General features: G+C 38.4%; 20 protein-coding genes. 15 read left to right on the forward strand and 5 right to left on the reverse strand.

The window, feature by feature from the left end; all coding sequences use genetic code 11:
• Window position 1: 1 nt before the first annotated feature.
• Both KZ793_RS11485 and KZ793_RS11490 read left to right on the forward strand, forming a co-directional pair.
• Window positions 2-472 (forward strand): DUF2946 domain-containing protein, encoded by a 471-nt coding sequence (locus KZ793_RS11485; protein ID WP_397443601.1) that lies wholly within the window; start codon window positions 2-4, stop codon window positions 470-472.
• A 154-nt stretch (window positions 473-626) separates the two neighbouring features.
• Window positions 627-2,720 carry a TonB-dependent copper receptor gene (locus tag KZ793_RS11490; protein WP_225815466.1) on the forward strand — a complete coding sequence of 698 codons (2,094 nt, stop codon included), beginning with the start codon at window positions 627-629 and terminating at the stop codon, window positions 2,718-2,720.
• A 61-nt stretch (window positions 2,721-2,781) separates the two neighbouring features.
• Here KZ793_RS11490 and KZ793_RS11495 read toward each other — a convergent pair whose 3' ends face one another.
• Window positions 2,782-3,591, reverse strand: a complete 810-nt coding sequence (locus KZ793_RS11495; RefSeq protein ID WP_225815467.1) for a glycoside hydrolase family 16 protein — start codon at window positions 3,589-3,591, stop codon at window positions 2,782-2,784.
• Window positions 3,592-3,993: 402 nt separating this feature from the next.
• Window positions 3,994-5,268, reverse strand: a complete 1,275-nt coding sequence (locus tag KZ793_RS11500) for a bifunctional O-acetylhomoserine aminocarboxypropyltransferase/cysteine synthase (protein ID WP_225815468.1) — start codon at window positions 5,266-5,268, stop codon at window positions 3,994-3,996.
• 668 nt (window positions 5,269-5,936) lie between these two features.
• Here KZ793_RS11500 and KZ793_RS11505 point away from each other — a divergent pair.
• The 6 genes from KZ793_RS11505 (at window position 5,937) to KZ793_RS11530 (ending at window position 14,937) form a co-directional block, all read left to right on the forward strand.
• A complete protein-coding gene (locus KZ793_RS11505; RefSeq protein ID WP_225815469.1) occupies window positions 5,937-7,295 on the forward strand; it encodes an MATE family efflux transporter in 1,359 nt (452 codons plus the stop codon).
• A gap of 42 nt (window positions 7,296-7,337) precedes the next feature.
• Window positions 7,338-7,931 (forward strand): tetratricopeptide repeat protein, encoded by a 594-nt coding sequence (locus tag KZ793_RS11510; RefSeq protein ID WP_225815470.1) that lies wholly within the window; start codon window positions 7,338-7,340, stop codon window positions 7,929-7,931.
• Between the two features lie 770 nt (window positions 7,932-8,701).
• Window positions 8,702-9,448, forward strand: a complete 747-nt coding sequence (locus KZ793_RS11515) for a Slam-dependent surface lipoprotein (protein WP_225815471.1) — start codon at window positions 8,702-8,704, stop codon at window positions 9,446-9,448.
• Window positions 9,449-9,533: 85 nt separating this feature from the next.
• Window positions 9,534-11,021 (forward strand): surface lipoprotein assembly modifier, encoded by a 1,488-nt coding sequence (locus tag KZ793_RS11520; RefSeq protein WP_225815472.1) that lies wholly within the window; start codon window positions 9,534-9,536, stop codon window positions 11,019-11,021.
• A gap of 52 nt (window positions 11,022-11,073) precedes the next feature.
• Window positions 11,074-14,070: a TonB-dependent receptor domain-containing protein gene (locus tag KZ793_RS11525; protein WP_225815473.1), complete on the forward strand. Its 2,997-nt coding sequence runs from the start codon at window positions 11,074-11,076 to the stop codon at window positions 14,068-14,070.
• Between the two features lie 81 nt (window positions 14,071-14,151).
• On the forward strand, window positions 14,152-14,937 hold the full coding sequence (locus KZ793_RS11530; RefSeq protein ID WP_225815474.1) for an energy transducer TonB: 786 nt from the start codon (window positions 14,152-14,154) through the stop codon (window positions 14,935-14,937).
• Between the two features lie 69 nt (window positions 14,938-15,006).
• Here the strand turns inward: KZ793_RS11530 and KZ793_RS11535 are convergent, their stop codons facing one another.
• Complete coding sequence (locus tag KZ793_RS11535; RefSeq protein ID WP_225815485.1) at window positions 15,007-15,462, reverse strand: GNAT family N-acetyltransferase; 456 nt, start codon at window positions 15,460-15,462, stop codon at window positions 15,007-15,009.
• Between the two features lie 426 nt (window positions 15,463-15,888).
• On the opposite strand from KZ793_RS11535, the gene KZ793_RS11540 reads away from it, so the two are divergent.
• Window positions 15,889-17,793: an autotransporter outer membrane beta-barrel domain-containing protein gene (locus KZ793_RS11540; RefSeq protein ID WP_225815475.1), complete on the forward strand. Its 1,905-nt coding sequence runs from the start codon at window positions 15,889-15,891 to the stop codon at window positions 17,791-17,793.
• A gap of 129 nt (window positions 17,794-17,922) precedes the next feature.
• Here the strand turns inward: KZ793_RS11540 and KZ793_RS11545 are convergent, their stop codons facing one another.
• On the reverse strand, window positions 17,923-18,378 hold the full coding sequence (locus KZ793_RS11545; RefSeq protein ID WP_225815476.1) for a GNAT family N-acetyltransferase: 456 nt from the start codon (window positions 18,376-18,378) through the stop codon (window positions 17,923-17,925).
• Between the two features lie 205 nt (window positions 18,379-18,583).
• A complete protein-coding gene (locus KZ793_RS11550) occupies window positions 18,584-18,904 on the reverse strand; it encodes a FaeA/PapI family transcriptional regulator (RefSeq protein ID WP_225815477.1) in 321 nt (106 codons plus the stop codon).
• Between the two features lie 483 nt (window positions 18,905-19,387).
• Between KZ793_RS11550 and KZ793_RS11555 the strand changes: the two genes are divergently transcribed.
• The 6 genes from KZ793_RS11555 (at window position 19,388) to KZ793_RS11580 (ending at window position 23,656) form a co-directional block, all read left to right on the forward strand.
• Window positions 19,388-19,783, forward strand: a complete 396-nt coding sequence (locus tag KZ793_RS11555) for a hypothetical protein (protein ID WP_225815478.1) — start codon at window positions 19,388-19,390, stop codon at window positions 19,781-19,783.
• A 990-nt stretch (window positions 19,784-20,773) separates the two neighbouring features.
• Window positions 20,774-21,259: a bactofilin family protein gene (locus tag KZ793_RS11560; protein ID WP_225815479.1), complete on the forward strand. Its 486-nt coding sequence runs from the start codon at window positions 20,774-20,776 to the stop codon at window positions 21,257-21,259.
• A gap of 21 nt (window positions 21,260-21,280) precedes the next feature.
• A complete protein-coding gene (locus tag KZ793_RS11565) occupies window positions 21,281-21,565 on the forward strand; it encodes a GNAT family N-acetyltransferase (protein ID WP_225815480.1) in 285 nt (94 codons plus the stop codon).
• Between the two features lie 79 nt (window positions 21,566-21,644).
• Entirely contained in the window at window positions 21,645-22,127 is a 483-nt protein-coding gene (locus KZ793_RS11570) for a YhfG family protein (RefSeq protein ID WP_225815481.1), read from the forward strand.
• Window positions 22,128-22,134: 7 nt separating this feature from the next.
• Window positions 22,135-22,719, forward strand: coding sequence for a putative adenosine monophosphate-protein transferase Fic (locus KZ793_RS11575; RefSeq protein ID WP_225815482.1), 585 nt, complete (start codon window positions 22,135-22,137; stop codon window positions 22,717-22,719).
• Window positions 22,720-23,509: 790 nt separating this feature from the next.
• A complete protein-coding gene (locus KZ793_RS11580; RefSeq protein ID WP_225815483.1) occupies window positions 23,510-23,656 on the forward strand; it encodes a hypothetical protein in 147 nt (48 codons plus the stop codon).
• Window positions 23,657-23,735: the final 79 nt, after the last annotated feature.

Genomic DNA, 23,735 nt, shown 5'->3' on the forward strand with positions numbered 1-23,735 from the left:
TTTGTCACTGATTCAGATTTACACATCGCGGAGCCGCTTGTCAGCTTGGCTTGGTATATTCGCGATATTGATGTTGTTCATTGCACCTGTGATCTCCCGGTCACTGGAACATGCGCGCATTTGTGAGTCTCATTCATCGAGAGTGGCCGATTGTCATACGGTGATGTCATCTGACGATGATATGCCCAGTATGTCTCATTCTGACATTGCTTCTGCATCACCGGGCACTAACCATCATGATGGAATGCAGATGGGGATGCATGCGGGTGGTGGCATGTCGATGCTGGAGGATATTGCCTGTGGATATTGCGTCTTTCTTATCCATGTACCTTTACTGGATTTGGCAAATACACCGTTATTCTGGTCAACTTCGCTGACTTCACGGTCACCACCGGTTCAATCTGTAACTCTCTTCCTTGCGCATTTCATCTTTTCTGATTCGCTGCCTCGCGCTCCGCCTGAACAGATCTAATCTCATCGGTTTAAACATAATAAAACGCGTTGTCCTGCTAACTTTTTAGCTAGGAAAGGTTTGCTTATACCAAAAACTGTTTGGTTGGATTCTATAACGTATTCTGCTTTTGATAGCAATATCGCTTCGGATTGCGGATGCACATTAAGGAAAGATGATGTTTGAAAAAAATTCTTCTCATAAAAAAAATACGCTGGCCCGTTGTATTAGCTCGGCAATGCCGCTTTTTTTGCTGGCTGCTTTTAATGGATATGCGGTTGAAACCACATCAGATTCGCACGATCATGCGAATGGCCCAAAAACCAATGATGGTGATGTGATTACCGTAACCGCGCCTTTGCACTCTCCTTTATCAATTGTCACTTCACCAAAAACGCCCCGTCAGCCAGTTCCGGCAAGTGATGGCTCTGATTATTTGAAAACCATACCCGGCTTTTCACAAATCCGTAATGGTGGTACCAATGGTGATCCGGTATTTCGTGGCATGTTTGGTTCGAGGATTAAGCTTCTGACTGATGGCGCAGAAATGTTAGGAGCGTGTCCTGGCAGAATGGATGCACCTTCATCCTATATTTCGCCGGAGAGTTATGATTTGCTGACAGTGATTAAAGGGCCTCAAACGGTATTGTGGGGGGCCGGTGCTTCAGCAGCGACCGTAAGATTTGAACGTGAACATCCTCGATTTGATGAGCCGGGAGTCAAATTCAATGCCAGTGGATTGAGTGGTTCAAATGACCGTTGGGATGGCAATGTGGATGCCAGTATTGGCAATGAATTGGGATATTTACGTTTAATGGCAAATAAATCCCGCTCAAATGACTACAAAGATGGCAGCGGGTATCGCGTTCCTTCACGTTGGGATAAATGGAATAGTGATCTGGCGTTAGGGTGGACGCCAGATAAAGATACATTGCTCGAACTGACAATGGGTAAGGGTGATGGAGAGGCCCGTTATGCTGGACGTAGTATGGATGGTTCGCAATTCAAACGTGAAAGTCTGGGTGTGCGTTTTGAGAAATCTAACATCGGTGAGGTGCTTGATAAGGTTGAAGCCCAAGTTTATTACAACTATACCAACCATATTATGGACAATATCACTTTGCGTTCTCCGAATAGCGCTATGTCAATGAGTATGCCTTCTTCGAGTTGTAAACATGGGTGTGGTATGCACATGAATATGAACCACGGTATGTCTATGCAACTGGACCGCCGTGTTGTCGGGGGACGAGTCATGGGCACCTGGTTATGGCAAGACTTCAAATTGGAAAGTGGTGCAGATACGCAAACCAATACCCATCGTAATAAAGCAGGTAGTGGATGGCAAAAAGATGCGCAATTCTATAATTATGGTCTGTTTGGCGAGCTAACTTGGTCTGCCACGGAACAGAACGAATTGATAACCGGTGCCCGTCTTGATCGCAGCCGGGTAAAGAAATTTGCTAGCAATGGTGAAAAAGAGCGTAATGATACCTTGCCGAGTGGTTTTATGCGTTTAGAGCATACTCTGGCTGATGTGCCAATGATGTTTTATGCCGGTATTGGTTACACCGAACGTTTCCCTGACTATTGGGAACTGTTCTCACCTACATATGGTCCGGCGGGGAGTACCAGTGCTTTTGATGGGGTAAAAAGTGAGAAAACCACTCAGCTTGATATTGGTGCTCAATATACCGGGGAACGTTTTAATGGTTGGGTATCCGCTTATATAGGGCGTGTAAATGATTTCATTTTATTTAGATATAGCCCGACAAATGCCCGTATCAGTCAGGCTGATAACATCAATGCCAATATCATGGGCGGAGAAATGGGCTTTGGTTATCAATTGACAGATCATTGGAAAACGGATGCCAGCCTTGCCTATGCTTGGGGAGAAAACCGGGCGGATAACAAGCCGATGCCTCAGATCCCACCTCTGGAAGCCCGTTTCGGATTGACCTATGAACGTGGTGACTGGAGCAGTACCGGTTTGTGGCGATTGGTGAGCAGCCAGCATCGGATTGCTGTGGGGCAAGGCAATGTTGTCGGCAAAGATTTTCAAGATAGTCCAGGTTTTGGCGTGCTTTCTGCCAACGTGGCCTATAAGGTTAACAAAAATGTAAAAGTGAGCGCTGGCATTGACAATATCTTGGATAAAGAATACAGCGAACACCTCAACCTTGCCGGTAATAGCATCTTTGGTTATTCAGCGAATACCTCAGTGAATGAACCTGGCCGGACAGTGTGGGCGAAAGTAGATGTAAAATTCTAATGAGAAAATGGCGTCCAATTATTGGACGCCAATATTTGTTTGCCCTTTTCCTGATCGATGGCTATTTCTTATTACCGATATACGGATAAACTTTCACATAATCAACATCGAATGTGGCGGTTGTTTTATTTATCGGGCCATAACCTTGTGCTGGATAACTGCGCGGTACTTCGGAGCTCAAAATAATATATTGGTTGGCGATTGAAATGGGGACTTGTTCCAGACCAGACAAATGTTGAGGAACACTATCAACATAAAATGTGTAGCCATTTGGTGTCCATGCCACTGCAAATTTATGGAATTTACCATCACCAAGTTTATTCATAGACAATTTCTTTGACCATTGTTTATGAGCGCTGCCATAACCATTCCAGTGAATGGCATGATTATATTGATCCTGTGTCGCTTCGGCTAAATGTTCAAAGACATCAATTTCGACACCTGATTTTTCTGGATTTGTTAAATCGTGACCCATTGTCGGTGACTGTACCCAGAATGCGACCTGATTACCTTCAGCGCGATTAAATCTGACAGCGGCTTCCCAATAGCCATATGACTGTAGGAAACTTTTTTGTGTTGAAATCATGCCGCAATAATTTTGTAGCTTGCCAGAAGAACTATCGGAATAGGTTTTTATAGTTAAATATCCATTCCGTACAATAACGGCTGATTGAGTATTAATACAATTATTTCTAACACCCAGGCCACGGTAATCCCATTTTTGGCTATTGAGTGTTGTGCCATTGAAATTATCCTCAAATGACGGTGTAGGGCTGAATTCATTTGGGATTTTCGCTAGAGCATATCCACTGAATAATGTGCTTAATAACAATGTGTTTAATAAAAACGTATAGGCTAGCTGAACTTTCATCTGTTTTCCTTGTATTTTTTGACGTGAATAGTCGCCACTTGGACGTTATTACACGTTTTCTTAGGGATAGGGGGAGGCCACTTTATCGAATATTAGCGCCAGGGTGACCGATTTAATTTGTTATCCCCTGCTTGTTGTTTTAGTAGGTAAAAATAAGGAAATAAAAGTCAGCGACGTTGATTAAGGGAAAATAATAAAAATAGAGACTGTATACCTAATAGATTTCGAGTTGCAGCGAGGCGGCAAGTGAACGAATCCCCAGGAGCATAGATAACTATGTGACTGGGGTGAGTGAAAGCAGCCAACAAAGCAGCAGCTTGAAAGATGAAGGGTATAAAAGAAGCGGTTGTGGCAGATAAATAAAACCCCGTTCGCCAGAACGGGGTGTATGACAAATTTAAATTATTTCGATGCATCCAGAGCTTGGGCAAGATCGGCAATAATATCATCGATATGTTCAATGCCGATTGACAAGCGAATCATATCTTGTGATACGCCGGCTTTAATTAACTCTTCTGCATTTAATTGACTATGCGTTGTTGAGGCTGGATGACAAGCAAGTGATTTAGCGTCGCCAATATTAACCAAGCGCACAATCAATTTTAGTGCATCAATAAATCGTGCGCCGGATTGCTGCCCGCCTTTAATACCAAAGGAGAGAATGGCTGATGGCTTGCCATTTACATATTGTTGAGCCAATTCATGTTCTGGGTGGTCTGACAACCCGGCATATTTCACCCAACTAACTTGAGGGTGATCTTGCAGATAATGCGCGACTTTTAGCGCGTTTTCAGTATGACGCTCCATTCTTAATGCCAGTGTTTCCAATCCTTGCAAGATAAGGAAAGCATTAAAAGGCGACAGTGAAGCGCCCATATTACGTAGCGGTACAACGCGGCAGTGTCCGATAAATGCAGCTTTGCCAAATTGCTCGGTATAAATGACGTTATGATAGGAGGGATCTGGGGTAGTCAATATCGCAAACCGTTGCTTATATTTTTTCCAGGGGAAATTACCAGAATCCACAATGATACCGCCAATAGAGTTACCATGTCCTCCCATATACTTAGTTAAAGAGTGAATAACAATGTCAGCGCCATGCTCGAAAGGGCGGCAAAGTACAGGGGTGGCAACAGTATTATCGACAATTAAGGGAACGCCATGACGATGAGCTACTTCGGCAAATTTTTTCAGATCAACAATATTACCTGCCGGGTTACCAATAGATTCACAAAATACTGCTTTAGTACGATCATCAATCAGTGATTCCAATGCTGCAATATCGTCGTGTTCAGCAAATCGTGTCTCAATCCCGAATCGCGGCAATGTGTGAGCCAGCAGGTTATAAGTGCCGCCATATAATTTAGCAACAGATATAATGTTATCACCCGCGCTGGCAATGGATTGAATCGCACAGGTGACGGCTGCCATACCAGATGCAACGGCCAAGGCAGCTATTCCTCCTTCAAGTAGAGCAACCCGTTTTTCCAATACATCATTGGTCGGGTTCATAATGCGGGAATAGATGTTGCCTTCAACTTTTAAATCAAACAGATCGGCACCGTGTTGAGTATCGTCAAACGCATAGGATGTTGTTTGATAGATAGGAACGGCAACGGCTTTAGTTGTTGGATCAGGGGAATATCCGCCGTGGATCGCAAGAGTTTCTGGTTTCATTTTCGATCTCTTCTTTTACGGTAAGATGACATATATCTTTGATGGATGGGATAAGCGGCTTATAGCCTCACTTACTATTGCTCATAAGTAACTTAATTGATATCTCTTTTTGATTGATGAACTATTAGAATAGGTATCTGCATAGACATGATATACCCTTCATCTTTCAAGCTGCTGCTTTGTTGGCTATTTTCACTCACCCCAGTCACATAGTTATCTATGCTCCTGGGGATTCGTTCACTTGCCGCCGCGCGGCAACTCGAAATCTATTAGGTATATTTCCGCTAATTATTTATTAATTAAAGAAATAATTTGAAAAAGTTACTAATTATCTGCTTTAGTTATGCTGGTGTCATTATTTCCTAATAATGTGGATATTATCACAAAAGAATTCAACGATTTCAGCCAAGTAACATTAACTATTAAAATAAAAAATGAGAACAAAATACTTAAATAAATATCCAATCTTTTAGAAAGATCACAAAAATTTCCGTGAAATAGTTAGTTTTCGTTAGATTGCCTTAATTTATTTCTTCGCTGTTGCCTGAGCGAAAATAGAAGGTATACTCATCATTCTAACTTTTTCAAACTTTTCTAAATGATTTTGGTCGTAATTTATTGTTAGCATGACCAATATTGGCACTAACCAATAAATTAATGGGATTTTTATGGCTAAGTTTTCAACCCGGAGGGAGTTAAAACAACTTTTATTTTTCTCTTTCCCTATCATCGTTAGTCAGATAGCACGTACAGCAATGAGTTTTGTTGATATTGTGATGTCTGGTCACTATGCTACGGCTGATTTAGCAGCTGTAACGTTAGGCAGTAGTATTTGGTTTCCTATATTTGTATTAGGATATGGGACGATTATCATGCTGGCAGCAGATGTAGCCAAGCAGAAAGCGCAACATGATGACGAAGGGATTAAAGCAAGTCTTAAAAATTACTTGTTTCTGGCGGTGATACTTTCGATACCAATAATTCTTTTATTAATATTAGTTAGCTGGCTACTTTCGTTTATAGGCATCGATGAGCATATTCTAGAAATTACCCAGGGTTATGTTCTTGCGATGGCATGTGGTGTTCCTAGTGTTATGATATTTAATGTTTTTCGTTCATTTCTACAAGGATTGGAAGATACGAAAACCGCCATGTATTTGTCTGCTGGTGCTTTATTATTGAATATACCATTAAATTACATACTCATTTATGGAAAACTGGGTTTGCCAGCAATGGGAGGCATTGGCGCGGGTATTACAACTGCGGTTATTAATAACCTCAGTGCTGTATGCCTGATTATCTATTTTTTGCTAAAGAAGGAATATCGTCGATATAGGCTAAGTTTCAGTTTGCCAAAATATAATGATTTAATTAGGACTTTTTATATTAGTATTCCAAGTGGATTAGCTCTTTTTGTTGAAATGGTTTTTTTGGATGTAATTGCTATCACTGCCGCTCCTTTAGGTGCGCAAGTCATTGCTGCACATAATATTATGCTTAATATTACCTCTATCATCTATACCATAACTGGGGGAATTGCAGCCGCTGTGACAGTGAGAGTCGGTTCCTATATTGGGAAGAGAGATAAAACATTATTAACAGGTACTATAAAGATCTCAATTGCTTTGATTTTATCTATTTCAGCAGTTATTGGTGTTTTAATCTACTATTTCGCAGGTTCATTTATTTCACTCTATACTAATGACAATGGAGTTATAATAATTGCGCTTAACATAATCTTTCTGTTATGCCTGTTCCAATTCTTTGATTCTTGTCAGGCGGCTTTATCCGGTATTTTACGGGGTTTTCATGATACCCGATCGGTATTTTACGCGCCGTTATTTGGTTATTGGTTAGTTGGTTTTCCATTAGGGTTTATTTTGGCTTTGACAGACTGGGTAACTGAGAGTATGGGAATTATAGGGTTTTGGTATGGGTTGGTTTTGGGTCTTTTTGTGAATGCTGTTTTGCTGTTTATCATATTAAGGGTTAGACAGAGAGGAATGATTTCTCGGTTAATTTCCTGACTTAACCATAGAATATTCTGGTAAATAATTTAGGGAAATATCATGAAATATATTATTTTGATGATGGTTTTATTGGTTTCTAATGTATATGCGGGAAATATAGAAAAATATATTCCGAAAACAGTGTTTACAGGAATGCATTATGAGGATAAGGAAATTACCCTGAAAACGCCTAGAACCGTCGAGGAGTTTCATAACTTAGAAAAACTGGCAGAAAAAGGGAGTGCAGATGCCAATTTTTTGCTTGGCCGTTTATATAGCGATAGTGCATTAGGAAGATCTGAAAGAGATTATCAAATGGCTAAATATTATTATGAGAAAGCTTTGAGCTTAGATAGAAATCATATGTTGGCTTTATATTGGTTGGGTGGAATTTATAAATATGAAGGTAGAGATAAACAAGATGTGAAAAAAGCAATAGAACTTTATGAAAAAGCAGGTAGCTTGGGTTTTATAAGGGCGTATGACAATATTGCCGTCACTTACTTGCATGGTGATAATGATGTTCCACAAGATTTAGAGAAGGCGAAAATATATTTTCAGAAAATAGCTGACATGGGGGATAAAGAAGCTAAATTTTCTTTAGAGCATTGGGACATCATGCTGATCCAGCTAGGATACAAAGAACCTGAATGATGCTCATATTACAGTATCATATCTATATAAATTCCCTGTCGAAAGGTAGGGGATTTTTCTGAATTTATTTAAATAACTTAATTAAACTTTTTAATCTTAGAGCTAAAATAGTATCAATGTTATCATTTGACTATTTATTTTATAAAAAATTACAGTTAATGAAAATTTACTCTCCAAAACTGTAGTTATTTAATTTTTCATCAATGTAAAATGATATTTAGTTAGAGTTTAAGTCATGTTGGTAATATTTTTGTTTTAGTAAATTTAATAATTTATATATTAGAAATCATTCTCGGAATAAATATATTTATATTTGAAAGAATAATTTTTCCTATTTAAATCATTTAGATGAAATATATATTTTTGATTTTTATTTATTATTGTTAAATATTTCTTAATTAATGTGAGATAGCTAATTTTGTGTTATATAATTACTATCTAAATAATAACATTGTAATTAATTTAATATTGAAATAATTTCTTATTTATACATCTATATGTATTGATATTTTTACACTCATTATTGGGCGGTTTATCTAAGATTATATCCATTATTATATTAAGGTTATGGTGAATATTTATTTAATAATTAAATAGTTAGCTGAATTAATTGCCATCCTATACAAATAGATACAATTGTTTTATGATAATGATTATCATTTCATTTTTTATTAAAAGTGCGTTAATATGCGCGCCAGTCTTCGGACGGTACTAAAACTATGTAATAAGCAATACTCTAACATTTAATTAGTTAACATAAGGAATATGCTATGAACAAAGTTAAAGTGTTAATTGCAGTATTAGGTACATGTGGATTAGTAGCACAATCAATTGCTGTTCCTGGTACTGGGCAAACTCAAAATTATGATTCTAATAATCAAAGTATTCGTGTTGGGGTGACTGATCCACGTGGTGGAGGTCATCCGACTCCGGGTGGAGAACCGGGAATAGGTGTTCAGTCTATTGCGAAGGGTAAGATTACTAGCTTTTCAAATCTTGTAAATTATGCCGCAGCGGATGCAAATGGAATTCACAAAATTTCTATGCCTGGATCGGGCAGCCACAGCGGGATGGGGGTATTTAATTTTAGTAAAGTGGCTAACGCTGATGTCTATTTTGGTGAATGGTCACAAACCGGCAAGGTGAATGATACTACCCATACCGCCTATTATTCCGGTAAAGATGTGACCACTAATTTGCCTACCGGTGGTATTGCAACTTATACGGTTAAAGGAATTAACCAATATAGTGGTAGCAATGCCCTGCATGGGACATTTACTGCTGATTTCGGTCAGAAAAGGCTTACTGGTTCAATAGCAAATAGTGCATTAACCGTTGGTATTAATTCTAGGATTAGAACAGATGGTTCATTTGCGGGTAGGGCGACTGCTGGAAATGTTGTAGGGACAAACAGCGGTCACTTCTTTGGCGATAATGCCGCTAGTTTAGCAGGAGCAGCTACGTTCCCTACGGATCATAGCAAAGATACTGCTTTTGGCGGAACTAAGAACCCATAATATGAGTTTGTAATGACTGGATAAGACAAAGTTCATATGGGCTTTGTCTTATTTTTGGTTCGACAATTAAGCAGTGATATTAACGATGTTAAATACCCCAATTGTTCGTTTTACTTTACTTATTAGCTGTTTGTTTATAAAGCCATCTCTAGTGTTGGCAGATGAAGATACCGGTAGAAGATTGTGGCATAACGTACAGCGAAATTTGCAGGATCAGGAAAAAGCGCTTGTCACAGATGAAACTGTAAATAAAAAGACGGATCATTTGTCGATAGTACTTAATGGTCAAGCGTTTAGTGTTGAAAATAATGTGAATGATATTGGCCAGGCGCTCTATTTAGCTATTAATCATCAACAAGTGAAAGATGTTGAGCGTTTTTTATTGATATACCAGAAATTATCTGGACACGATACCCAATTAGTCCATTTTGCTCAGGGGAATTTGGCGCGTTTACAAGGTGACTTAGTCGTGGCAGAACAGCATTATCAGGCTATCTTGCAGCAACAACCTGATTTTACCCGTGCTAAATTAGAGTTAGCCAGGGTCTATTATGAGAATCAAAAAAATAGAGAAGCCAGTTTACTATTTAATGAGATTTCAGCGGCCAGTCGCGATAATGAAAATAAATTACCACCAGCAGTCATTAAGAATATAACTAATTATCAGGAGGCGATTAATTTGCGCAATGCCTGGCGAGGATCTTTTTCCGTAGGATATGTCTTTAACGATAATACGAATATGTCGCCGGATAAGCCTCCTGTTTGCACATTCTATCGTGAAAATGGAGAGTGCGCAGTTGAGCGTAATTTGCCTATGGCAAAGAAAGCAAATGGTATTAGTTATGATGCTACGTTACGTAAGATATATCCGCTGAATGGTCACCACGGTGTCTTTTTGCGCTCGATGACTTATGGAGAAAGTTATCATCATCATAGTGAGGAGAATGAAAATACCACTTCTGCTTATTTGGGCTATAGTTATAAAGCGCAACAAGATGATTTCCTAATAGGGCCAGTTGTTGAATTTAATTATGTTGGTAATCGTTCCCGTTATCGTACTACGGGAATGAAAACCGAATGGATGCATATTCTATCCAAAAGTCTGGCATTGAATTTGGAAGGTGAATATAAGCAGTTTCGTTATCATAAACTTTATAATCATAATGACGGAAATATGACTTCTGTTTATGCTACCTTATCTTATTATTTAACTGATCAAACCATTACCTTTGCAGGGGGGGATTGGGTTAATAAAACCAGTGTTGAGAAAGTGGATGATTATCAGCAAAAGGGTGTGCGAGCAGGCATTTCCACTCAATTGTATCCGGGAGTTAATGCAGTGGTATTTACTGCATTGCGCCAGCGGCAATTTGGTGATTACAGCGTACCTCTAAATGCACGTCGTAAAGATAATGAACAATTCTATGCGGCAATTGTGAGTATGCCTAAATTTGAGGTTTTCGGTTTAACCCCAGTGATTACTTATCGATTTAGAAAAAATAGTAGTAATGTTGATTGGCTCTATTCCTATAATAAGAATGAAGTGTTAGTCAAGTTTGAAAAGTATTTTTGATACTGATTGAAGTAACAAGTTATTTCAATCCACACTATGGCAGATAATGATTATGTATAAATTAAATAATAAATATAGCAAAATAACATTCATACTGGCATTGGCTTACAGTATGATGCCTTATCGTTCTGATGCAGAAACACTAATAACCCCGGCTCAATCATCTAAACAGCCCGCTGAAAATAAGGCTGACCTCGGTAAAATTAACGTTTCAGCGACCAGTGAAAAAGATGAGGCAGGTTATGATGCGGTTTATGATAAAGATATTACCAATATTTACTTGGGTAAGGATTTGGTAGAACGCTATAAGGGCGCTTCACCGGCGGATGTTTTAAAAAGTGCAGTTGGCGTATTTAGTGGTGATTCGAGAAACAGTGGCGCATTAGATCCTAATATTCGAGGTATTCAGGGGCAGGGACGGGTGCCTGTTACCATTGACGGTACTGAGCAGGCAATTACCACCTGGCGTGGTTATAACGGTGCGAATAATCGTAACTATATTGACCCTAATCTGATCAGCAGCATTGAAATAGAAAAAGGCCCGTCACTGACACGTGGAGTGAAAGGTTCGATCGGTGGGGCGGTAATGATCAAAACTCTGGGTATTGATGATGTGGTACCGATAAATGAGCAATTCGGTATTAACTTGAAATTGGAAACCAGCAGCAATGCAGTTAAGGAGCGTGTACCTCATCTACAATTGGGGCAAGATTATCGAGATGTTCCCGATTTTAATCAAGGATTTAATTATGTTGATCCTGCGTTAGAAATTACGCCGAAAACTTCAAAAGATAATAAATTATTGGGCCTAAAAGATAATGCGATACGTCTGGCGCTAGGTACCCGACAGGAATATTTTGATTTAATGGCAGCTTATAGTTATCGCAGTAAAGGAAACTATTTTGCCGGCAAGGGTGGCGCTCATCGTTATGATGATCCCATTAGTAAAGAGGATATAGAGATCCTTGATGGCGGTACCCGGTCGTATGATCCTTATCTGCCTTTTGTGGCACGTATATATCGCCCTGGAAATGAAGTGCCGAATACCTCCAGTGAAATGGAATCTTGGTTGCTTAAAAATAACTGGTATCTGGCTAATCAACAGACGATTGGGCTTGGTATCCGTGATACTAAAACGATTTACGGGGAGATTATGCCTTCGCGGCTTGGTTGGGTTCGGGCTGAAAGTAACGTTGTACCACAGTGGCCGTTGGCGAATGTACATCAGCAGGCATTTAATCTGGATTATAAGTGGAAACCTGATGGAAATAAGTGGGTTGATTTTGATATGAAATTTTGGATTACCCGTACTATCAGTGATACCAATACTGCCGGGGGATATCCACGTGAACCGCGAGAGCGGGATGAAGCTTGGGATGTGGGCGGGCAGGAAAGAAATCCGGATAAAGATGGTCGTCTGGTAGATACTGCTTCTACTAATACCCATAATAACCGTTGGGGGGTTGATCTCTCTAATGCTTTCGAATTGACCTCAAATTTAGATTTAACCTTGTCTGCTAGTCTGCAACAGGAACGTTTAGGTTCTCATGATGATTATGAAGGGAAGAATTTTTCTAGTTTTCGATCACCACCACGAAAAGGACGCCGTCAGGAGAATAATGTTGCCTTTAATTTTGACTGGCGTCCTACCCCGTGGCTGGCACTAAGTGCTGGCGCTAGGCGAGTCAGTTATTGGTCTAAGGATGATTTTTTAAATGAACGTTTGGCAGCCCGTGATATTGGTTATAGTAAGGATAAAAAGTTGGTTGGCCAAGGGTTGCAATATATGAGAACACTTACCGATCGGGAAGCTGAATTATATAAAAAGTTTGATGAATGTTTTGAGTGTCTGACTGATGATGAATTTGACGAATATAGCGATAAAAAATTTACAAGTTCAAAAACACGAGATTCAATTCTCCGCCCTATGGTGCCGGTAGATGTGCTTTGGAAATATCATGACGATGGTAAGTTATATAAACAAGATAATCCCTATTTTAATGGGAAACTTGATATGAGCGAACGCGTTATTGATCCTGTGACGAATAAAGAAGTGTATAAATATGAATACAGTACAGTTCAGCAGAATAGCCGTTATATTGATGACTCTGGAGAAATATTGAGTACTGGTGATAGTGGTGTTTATAAAGCAAAAAGTGAACAAGAGCGCTGGTCTAAACAACCTAAACGTAAAGATCATGCTTGGGCACCGGTATTTTCCGCAACAGCCTATGTGAGCGATAATGCACGTATCTATACCCGTTATGCTGAAGCAGTACGTATGCCAAGTATTTTTGAGGATACCGTTGGCTTTTCCTCCGGTTTAACTGATAAACCTACTCGTGCCTTTAAACCTGAACGTAGTAAAACAGTGGAAGTGGGTTATGTGCATGATTTAAGTCAGTTATTGGATGCGGAGCGTAATGCGGATATTAGATTCGCTTATTACAATACTGTCATTGAGCATGTTTTTGATCGTGACAGTAACTTTGTATTTACTCAATTAGATAAACAGAAATTATCCGGTTTAGAACTACAGGGACGTTATGATAACGGTAGTTTCTTTACCCATTTTGGTCTATCTTATAATCTTAAAAATAAAGTTTGTGATAAAACTGCATCGCTTATGTTAGATCCAAGAAACCAGTTTGGTGTTCCTGAATGTATTGATGGCGGTTTTCCCGGTGGTTTTTTAAGGACAACTATTCCACCGCGTTATTCTCTTAATCTGAATATTGGTGGCCGGTTATTGGACGAAAATTTAGAAATCGGTAGTAGAGTGTTATACCACAGCAGTGTGGAGAATAAGGATGAAAAATGGTTAATGAAAAAAATGCCCGGCGTTTATAAAGGAATAAATAATAATCCGATGCGCTGGAATTCAGTAATGACTGTAGATGCTTATATTAATTATCAGGTTACGCCAGATGTGGTTGTCGAATTATCTGGTACCAACTTAACCGATCGCTATTATCTGGACCCGTTAACGCGCTCCATGATGCCAGCGCCCGGGCGGACGTTTAAGCTTAGTGTCACCAGTCGGTTCTGACTCTTTAAAGGAGATTTGCCGATTGCCGTTAAGAGCGCGGGCAATCTCCACAGATAACGAACGGAAAGATGGCTTGAAGTTATGATGAAAAATCGTCTTTATATTGGTTTGTTTGCTTCTTTACTGTTACATGCGGGTCTTGTTGGATTTATGGCGCGGCATTTACTGCGTGATGACAGTGCGAATAATCAATCAGTGAATTCGCCAATAATCAGTATGTCAATAGAAATGGTGGCTTCGGCAGCACCAGCCGGACAGGAACAGCCTGTAGAACCGGAACCTGTTCCACTCCCGTTACCGCCAGAGATAGTAGTAGCGGAATCACCCCATGAGGCAAAAATAGTACTTAATAAGCCAGTGGATAAGCCGCGGAAACAGGAACGTCCGAGGCCACCGCTAGAAAAGCATGTGGATGCTAAACCGAAGAACAAATCTCAGCCACAGAAAAAACCGGTAGAAGAGCCTCAACAAAAACAGGCAGAGCAAACGGAAGGCAACTCTCAGTTAGCAGGGAGAGATGCTGCGGATTCGCAAGCTGGTGCCCGTCAAGCGACGACTAGTCAACCGATGACTGGCATTGGAGCTGATGAGTTACAAAGCTATCAGGCTGCCTTGCGTCGTGAAATTGAAAAACATAAACGCTACCCGCGTCGGGCTAAGAAGATGAAACAACAGGGGATAGTTCAGGTCAGGTTTAGCTTGCTGGATAGCGGCGATCTGACGAATCATCAATTAGTGCGGAGTTCAGGCGCTGATGAATTGGATCGGGCTGCACTTACGGCTATCCAACAGGCTCGGTCAGTAGGGCTGAAACCGGCTGGTTTGCCGAGGGAGCTTACTTTAGCAATAGAATTTAATTTGAACTGAAAAGGGCTTGGGCAGTGAAGATATTTTTGCTGCCCTGGTCACAATGGTGTCATGTACGTTTGGCGCAAATTAGGTCGTTTCGGCGTTCAGTCGTTCAATTTGCATATGCAATAACGGAAATGGATTACCTTGACCATCAATTTCTGAGCGGTTGAAAACTTTAAATCCTTGGTGCTGGTAGAAACCCACTCCCTGAGTATTTTGTTCATTAACATCGAGTTCATTGACACCTAATTCAGTGATAGCAAAATTCAGCAGTGCTTTGCCGATACCTTTACCACGGGAATTTGGAGAGATAAACAACATTTCAACCCGATGCTGATCAACACTAATAAAACCCTCAATTTCGTGTTTGCCATTTATTGCTTTATAAACAGTCAGTGTTGGTAAATAGGTATGCAAAATTAATGGACGAAGTTCATTAATATGTTTGTCAGACAAAAAGTCATGTGTTGCTCGTACCGAGGCTTCCCAAATTTCTATCAGATTATTGAAATCGGCCTTTATTGCTTGCTGAATTCTCATATTCATTCTTCTTAATCTTTTATTTTTATAAACTGAGATGAATTGATGCTATCACGTTTGTTGTGATGGATCGCTTCAGATATTACTCAAACTTAGCCATTATTCTTATCAGAATCTTCTGCTGTCTGTTTTGTGATCTATTTCATGAAACAAAGGAGAGAATTGAATCAATTTGGTCTAATATTACTTTTTATAGATAGTTGAATTTTAACCAAATTGATTAATTGAACAATCAAGCAACACTAAACTTTAAAACCTAAAAAAACAATGCGGGATTCTCTCTGTTACTAACTATAATGAGGTATTGGTTAATCAGATAGGGGATTGCGTCATATCTCATTAACGTAGTTTCTATTTGGATTGATCATTTCAATTGAACGGCTAGTTCAATGATAAATATAAAATAACTTCTTAAGGATCATATTAATGAAAAGGTCATTTATATTGGCACCAGGCATGTTAGCACTTTCGGTAAGTGCAATTTCGAATGCACACACTTATGACCATCTATATGTTTTTGGTGATAGTTTGAGTGACAGTGGAAATGGAGGTCGATATACGACCAATGGTACAACCAGTAAGTTGTATAATGATCTTATTGCTCAACATTTAGGGACTGAACTGACCAATTCCAAGAATGGAGGGAATAATTACGCAATGGGTGGAGCGACTGCTATTCCTAATTCTGGAAATGAAAATAACACTACTCAGGAGCAGGTAGGCCGTTATTTGGCAAGTCATGGTGGTCATGCCGATCCTAATGGCATGTATGTTCATTGGGTTGGTGGTAATGATATTGAGGCGGCATTGAGAAATCCAGGTAACGCACAAAAAATGGTGGAAGGGGGCGCTAAAGCGGCTGCATCACAGGTACGTACGCTTCTCGATAAGGGTGCCGGATTAGTGATTGTGCCTACGGTTCCTGATGTTGGTATGACGCCGAAGATTCTGGAGCTTGTTATCGGTACACGAGCCACTTCTGAACAGATGGATGACGTTCATGCGATACTAAATGGATATACTACAATTGATAGAGACACTCGCCTTAAAATTATCCAGGGTGTTTTTAAAAAGATGGAGTCAGTAGTTTCAAAGGAAGATGCCAAAGAAGCTGAGGATGGTTATAAGAAATTAAGTAGCAACGCTTCAGCATTGGTTGATAGCTATAATAAATTAGAAGATATCGAACTTAGCCAGAAGGACGGCAATATTGTTCGGGTTGATGTTAATGCACTTTTACATGAGGTCATTGATAATCCTTTACGTTATGGTTTTTCCAATACAGTAGGTTATGCTTGTGCTCGGACTATTAATGCCGGTGCTTGTTATTCCAATGTTCCCGGTTTTGATGCCAATCAAATCTTTTTATTTGCTGATAATTTCCATCCAACTCCAGCCGCACAGCGTATGATTGGTGAGTACACTATTTCAATCCTTAATGCTCCACATCAGGTTATGTCACTGACGAATACCAACAATGTGCCGGTGAAAGGGGCGCTTGCCTCTCTTGACAGCCGTTTGCAACAGCTACGTAGCGTAGGTAATGATCAAGGTAAAATAGGCGTATTCGGTGGTTATAGTGGTAATCACAACAGTACACTAACACTGGGTAGTGACTATCAGCTCACGGATAATATTCTGTTGGGGGGAATGATCTCGCGTTATCAGGATAAACGCTCAGTTAATCATTTCCACGCTGATGGTCGTGGTTATGTCTTCACCACTTATGGTTTATGGCGTTACTACGATAAAGGTTGGATAAGCGGCGATCTGCACTATTTGGACATGAAATATGAGGACATTACGCGTGGTATCGTGCTTAATGAGTGGCTGCGCAAGGAGCATGCTTCGACTACTGGTCATCAGTGGGGAGGACGCATTACCGCGGGTTGGGATATTCCGCTGACATCTGCGGTGATGACCAGCCCAATTATCCAGTACGCTTGGGATAAGAGTTATGTTAAAGGTTATCGTGAATCGGGTAATCGCAGTACGGCTATGAATTTCGGCGATCAGCGTTACGATTCTCAGGTTGGAACATTGGGCTGGCGTCTGGACACCCATTTTAGTCGTTTTAACCCTTATGCGGAAGTTCGGTTTAACCACCAGTTTGGCGAAAAACATTATCAGATTCGTAGTGCCATTAACTCAACTCAGACATCTTTCGTTAGCAAAAGCCAAAAACAGGACACTAACTGGCGTGAATACGTTATCGGTATGAATGCTGCTATTACAAAAGATTGGGGCGCTTTTGCGTCAATATCACGTAATGATGGTGATGTGCAGAATCACACTTATGCTTTCAGCTTAGGTGTTAATGCCAGTTTCTAATTTCAGTTAGTTAAAAGTGGTAAGTTGATAAAACAGTAGCTCCCTGTTTGTCACAATAGTGTGGCTATTGTCGTAGTAATGCCCGACCACCTTGTCGGGCATTTTTCATGACTAATTGATATGACTACCTTATAACTTAGGTTGTTTGTAAATATCTGGTCGAACAATTTGCCAAACAAAGTTTTCTTCGTTTACCGGAGAATAACCCATTTTTTCATACAGCCACGGTGCCATAGAAGTGACCAGCATAATATGACGAAGCTGTGCTATTTGGGGATGTTCCAGGCAACAGGTCATTAACCAGCGTCCTAATCCCAATCCTCGATAGTTGTCTAAAATAAAAACATCACTGAGATAACCAAAGGTTGTGAAGTCAGTCACGATACGAGCAAATCCTATTTGCTGAGTATTTTTATACAGACCAAAGTTCAAGCTATTTTCGATCGACAACTTAACTGTCTCTTTGTCGATTCCTTCTGCCCAAATGGATTTCGTCAGAAACTGTTGTATGATCGTAATATCTAATTTATTTTTATCTGTAGTGACAACATATCCATCCTTTTCCCAACGATGCAATTTTTCCATTCTGACTTCCTCTGAAATAAAGTGATAATAATTGATTATGATGTCTCTGTACTTGAATGTGTTGCTGAGACTTTTGTCATGGAAAGAATATAGCGATTTGAATGAATAACACCATAGGGTCTCATGTTGCCTCTTCAAGTTTTCGACTATATAGACAGGCCCTACTGTACAGAGCAGGCATCCATTTCTTCAGAATTGTTTGACATTAGATAGACTTAATTTTGTCTTCCGGTATATACCATCGGAGAGAATTCTTAATGGGAGACGGAGTTACCATAACTAATCCTTTGTTAGCCAGTTTCAATAACAGATAACGTGCTTTGTAGATAGTGAAATCACATTGTTCTGCTACATCACGCGTACTAGGCCATGATTCTGGTGGAGGAGCCGCTTGCATTTTCCGAATGGTACATAATTCGGATATGACATTGAGTACTTGATCCGTCTGGGAAGGTTGAGTCGAATCTTTCCGGTTTTCCATATTAACTCCAGGCTTTATTGAACCCAGTTGGATATCTTGAGTCATTCGGATAATCCAACGGTTAATTTCAACACATGAGGGCAATCTGAATGTTCTATTCAGTCATAAAGAATTGCCGGGTATATCCTGTTTTGTCAAGGTTGGTTTTTGTACGATGAAGAACGATTATATCGAAAAGTTGAAATTTTAGATCTTTTAATTTGAAAAACAAATTGCATAAAGAGTTTTATTCTTATATAGATATAATTTGCGACACTATAGATCGCAAATGATCGTATTGAAATGTTATCTAAGTATTTTGTTGTGAAATTATTTGAATTTGTATTTTTTGTTTTTATTAACTGAATTATTCTGTAATACTTAAAAGGTCGATAAGGTGGTTGTTCATATATAAATGTTTTTTATGATTTACTCCTTGCATCAAATTTTTTCTAATCTTAATAAGATTGACAATGAAATTATTTATTTAAAATTTGTTGTTGTTTTATGCGGGTATTAATCGTTATTAGATAATCGTAATAATTTGAAATGAAACTGAATAAAATTATAATAGCGACCATATTAATATTAGGTGTTGTGTCTATTGTAAATAAATTTGATCAAAGTTATATCACAGTGACTCTTAATGGCGTTATTATTACTGTCCCTTATTTTGCCGAACAGGATCTTTTTGGTAGTGTGGTAAATCCGGGGAAAATTTCCAAGGTAATATTGGAGAAGGAGAGAGCTTCAATCCATAAGAGTCTTGAAAACCATTTGGAGAATTGTGAATTACAGCCAGTAGCTCATCGGTTATTATCTCGGGCAACATTAAAAATATTGTTGGCTTTACCTTGGGTGTCTAATAAAGTTGATAAATCTCCAGGATTGTGCCAGCGGAAGAAGGTTTATATATTCAGATTAATGATAAGTTTTACTTTTTAATAATTATTTATTGATTATGAGACAGGTATAGTCTGATTATTTTCAATAAAATCTTGGCATTTAAGTTGTCTCACTATAGAATTTTCCATTCTTTATATCTCCATATTGAATTATTTTCATACCAATCTTATCTATTTTTTATATTCATATAAAACTAATGAATAAAAGGAATGGATAAAAGAAATTTTTAATATTCATTATTCTATACAATAATTTTAAATGAAGAATTTAGTGACTTATCCAATTTATAATTAGTCTTATGAGCTTATAATTGAATCATTTATTCATAAAGATAAATTGATTTATCGGATATTAATTGTATTTTTATCAAGCAATAATATTGATAATTTTAATAAATTAATTTTTTTGTATAAATAATAAATATGTTTTTTAGATAAATATCAGTGGATATTAATTGAGAAAGATTCTTATAGTATATTATTTGTAAATAAAATTAAACATTAATAGCGTGACTTTATTTTTGGTTTATGTTAACAATTATAAAAATAGAGTCTCTATTTTAATGCTAATTTCTCTTTGTTAATTGTTATTGAAGAATGAATATATACCTAATAGATTTCGNNGCAAGTGAATGAATCCCCAGGAGCATAGATAACTATGTGACTGGGGTGAGTGAAAGCAGCCAACAAAGCAGCAGCTTGAAAGATGAAGGGTATAGGTTTTTAACCGTTTAATAACGTCGTAAATACCTGCTTTCTTTTAGCATTGATTGTTATCTGTTCTGTTAAAATAGTGATTTTGGTTTTGTATTTTCTAACGAAAGAAGCATGAAAAATAACAAAAACGTGAATAAACATGGCAAAACATCGTTTTTCGGACAACATTTTTTTAAGCTGTATATGGATCATGTGGAGCATTGCTCTGGGATTCTATCTGGCTGGTAATCTTTTTGGCTGTGCAGTAACAGCGATTCTCTCTTTTTTGGCTCTAATATTTTGCTTTATTCACATGAGGTCGAGATTAAAAACTATGTTTGGAAAAAAAACAGAGGCAGCGGCTGTTGAATCCGTGTCTCAATTTGTTGATGATAAAAAGAACGCCAGTGCAGAAGCTCGTCGTTGTACTATTGTTGCCAAAAGCTCGGTATTTAAGGGCGATATTGATGTCGAAGGTGATATACAAATCTGGGGCAAAGTGATTGGCAATATCCGGGTGAAAGAAGGCGCGATCCGCATTATGCATGCTGGACGGGTTGAAGGTGAACTTAGTGCGCCAGAAATCATTATTGATGGCGATGTTGAAGGGACCTGTTGTGCAGCGACGTTGGATATTCTTGAACATGGTGAGCTGCGAGGAATCAGTCGTTGCGGTAGTATGTCTATCAAGCGTGGAGGCTTGTTTTTTGGGCAATCGGAACAGGTTGAAAACAAAACAGCATCCGAACGTGTTGTACCAATAAAAGATACCAATAATGATAAATCTAAAGATAAGGCCACGGTAAAAACAAGTGCCTGATAAACCAGGCCCGTGTGACATTTGATTCAGATCCTTCCAGCACGGGCCATTTCTCTTTTAGTTTTTAACGAGTTGATCTATTTCCTCTTTAGTTACGCCAACGAAGCCGCACGTAAAGCTTTGGATTTTGCCTTTACCCAATTAAAACTTGAGGAAATAGTTGCATTTACGACAATTTCCAATTTGCGATCTCAAAAAGTAATGGAGCGGCTTGGCATGGTGAAAGATGAAAATACTTTCTTGCATCCTTCATTACCTAATGGGCATCCGCTTCATGAACATGTGCTTTACCGGATTCGTCAATAATAGCGCTATTCTCTTTTCTGGTTTTCGTTACTTTGATGTTTTATACTATTGTTGCATAGATTGTATCTTGGAAATTCAAATGAAATATGAATTAGCTGTTATGGCGGCCTTGACTAAATTAGATCATCCTAATACCCGTTCAATTGTAGAAGCGACAGGGATATCTGAACGTAAGGTGCAACAGGTTTTGCAAATATTGCAACAAGACTTAGAGGTAAAGATTAACCGTATTAGGAATGGGAAGGTCAGTTATTTTGAAGTTATTTCTTGGGGGATATTTGAAAGTGGTCAGGCGATTAACGGTAAATTGAGCAATTTGGATCTGGCTAAGTTTAAATATTCCCGTCAGCAAGAGAAAGATATTAGAAACCAAAAGAATAGAAAAACAATAATGATAACTTATAATGAAAAAAAACATTATTTTGACCGTGTAAAATTAAAAAACTATAGAGATAGCATGCGTCTTGAAGGGATGAATATTGTTATGAATAGTTTGCCTGAAACACTGAAAGAGCAAAAAAATCTTAAAGATGAACTAATTAAAAAATATAGTTTACAATGAGGTAGTTATGGTAGATAAATATGGAGCAGGGCAAGATCCCTACACATATCCTGGTATAGATACACTGATTAATAAATTAGGTATTCGTAATCCGGCTGTGCTTGAACAGGCAGAAAGGGAACTCACTGAACTTGCTATATTGAATATTTCATTCCAGGAACCACCTTACGATTTGGTTTTTTGGTGTCAACTCCATAAACAGATATTTTCTGATTTATATGATTGGTCTGGTCAACTAAGGATAATTGATATATCTAAAGGGGATACCCGTTTCTGTCATGCTAAATGTATTGAGATAGAAGGGAATAGGATATTTGATATGCTAGAAAATGAAAATTATCTTGTAGGATTAAACTATCAGGAGCTTATTAGAAAACTTGCTGAATATTATGCGGAATTAAATGTGATTCATCCTTTTAGAGAAGGTAATGGGCGAACACAACGACTGTTATTTGAATATATTGTTATAAACTGTGGATATAAAATCTCTTTTGAATCTATAGATGCTAGACAGTGGATTGAGGCTAATATTTCTGCTTATCAATGTAACTATAAGCCATTAATAAGAATTTTCGAAAATTGTGTCTCTTAAATTATATAATATTGAAATGATATAGATAATTAATTGTTTTCTGGTGTTTTTTTTTCTAATATTTTTAGTTGCTCAAATTATCATTTGTTGGAGAGAAAATATTTTTAATTGTAATTTTACCTTGTAAGTTTGGTAATTGGGTAATTCATTTAATCTGCATTAAATTTATTTAAAATAATCGATTGTTAAAAAATATAAAATAATTCGTGTTATGAAAGCGACAATATTAAAATAAGATAATAACCATGTTGCACAGATTATAAATTTCCTGCATCTTATTTTGCATTTTTTTGATAAGATTTTTTATTGTTTTTGGTTCGTGTGGTATATATTTTACCGCGCGACAGTAAAGTGACAAGAACAAAACTGTCCTGGTCACTTTGTTTATTCAATATATCGTTGTTCATTGATTTAAAGGCAAACTGTCGCAAGGAAAGGGCTAAGGAAAATGACTGGTGCACATGATTTAGCGCATTTACCTAGATTTTTCTCATTTTGAAAACAGATACTTGCAGACGCGAAGTTAGGCGAGAAAGCAGAGACGCTCAATACTAAAAGACAAGCTGATAACTTTTTCATGGGTGGTACCTCATCAGGGGGGTTATGTGGAGTAAAATAATTTATCCGAGCTACTAATTATTGTTCAATAATTAATACTGTGCCTGTTTTTCGGTATGATGTTTCTGTTTTGTTGAGAATTTGTTGAAGTAATGCTGGTGAATTTGGGGCAAAGGGTAGGTAAGTATATAAAGCTCAAAGGGAAAATGATGTAAATCAAGGAAAAAAATTGATGCTAAGCGAGCAACAATTAATGAATGCTATCCAGTATTACTATGAGAACCGTGATGGAGCAATGTTATCGCAGGGTGAAGGGGGGAATCCGCTTTTTAGTAACTATGTACCGTTAATCCAAAACATTATCTTCCGGCTACGATAGGTGAAAAGTAGCGGGAAAACTATAGGATCGAATGATTCAGAAACCTATAAACCCCAGACGACAAAAATTGCTGGATACG

The sequence above is a fragment of the Photorhabdus antumapuensis genome (assembly GCF_020387775.1).
Lineage (GTDB): Bacteria > Pseudomonadota > Gammaproteobacteria > Enterobacterales > Enterobacteriaceae > Photorhabdus > Photorhabdus antumapuensis.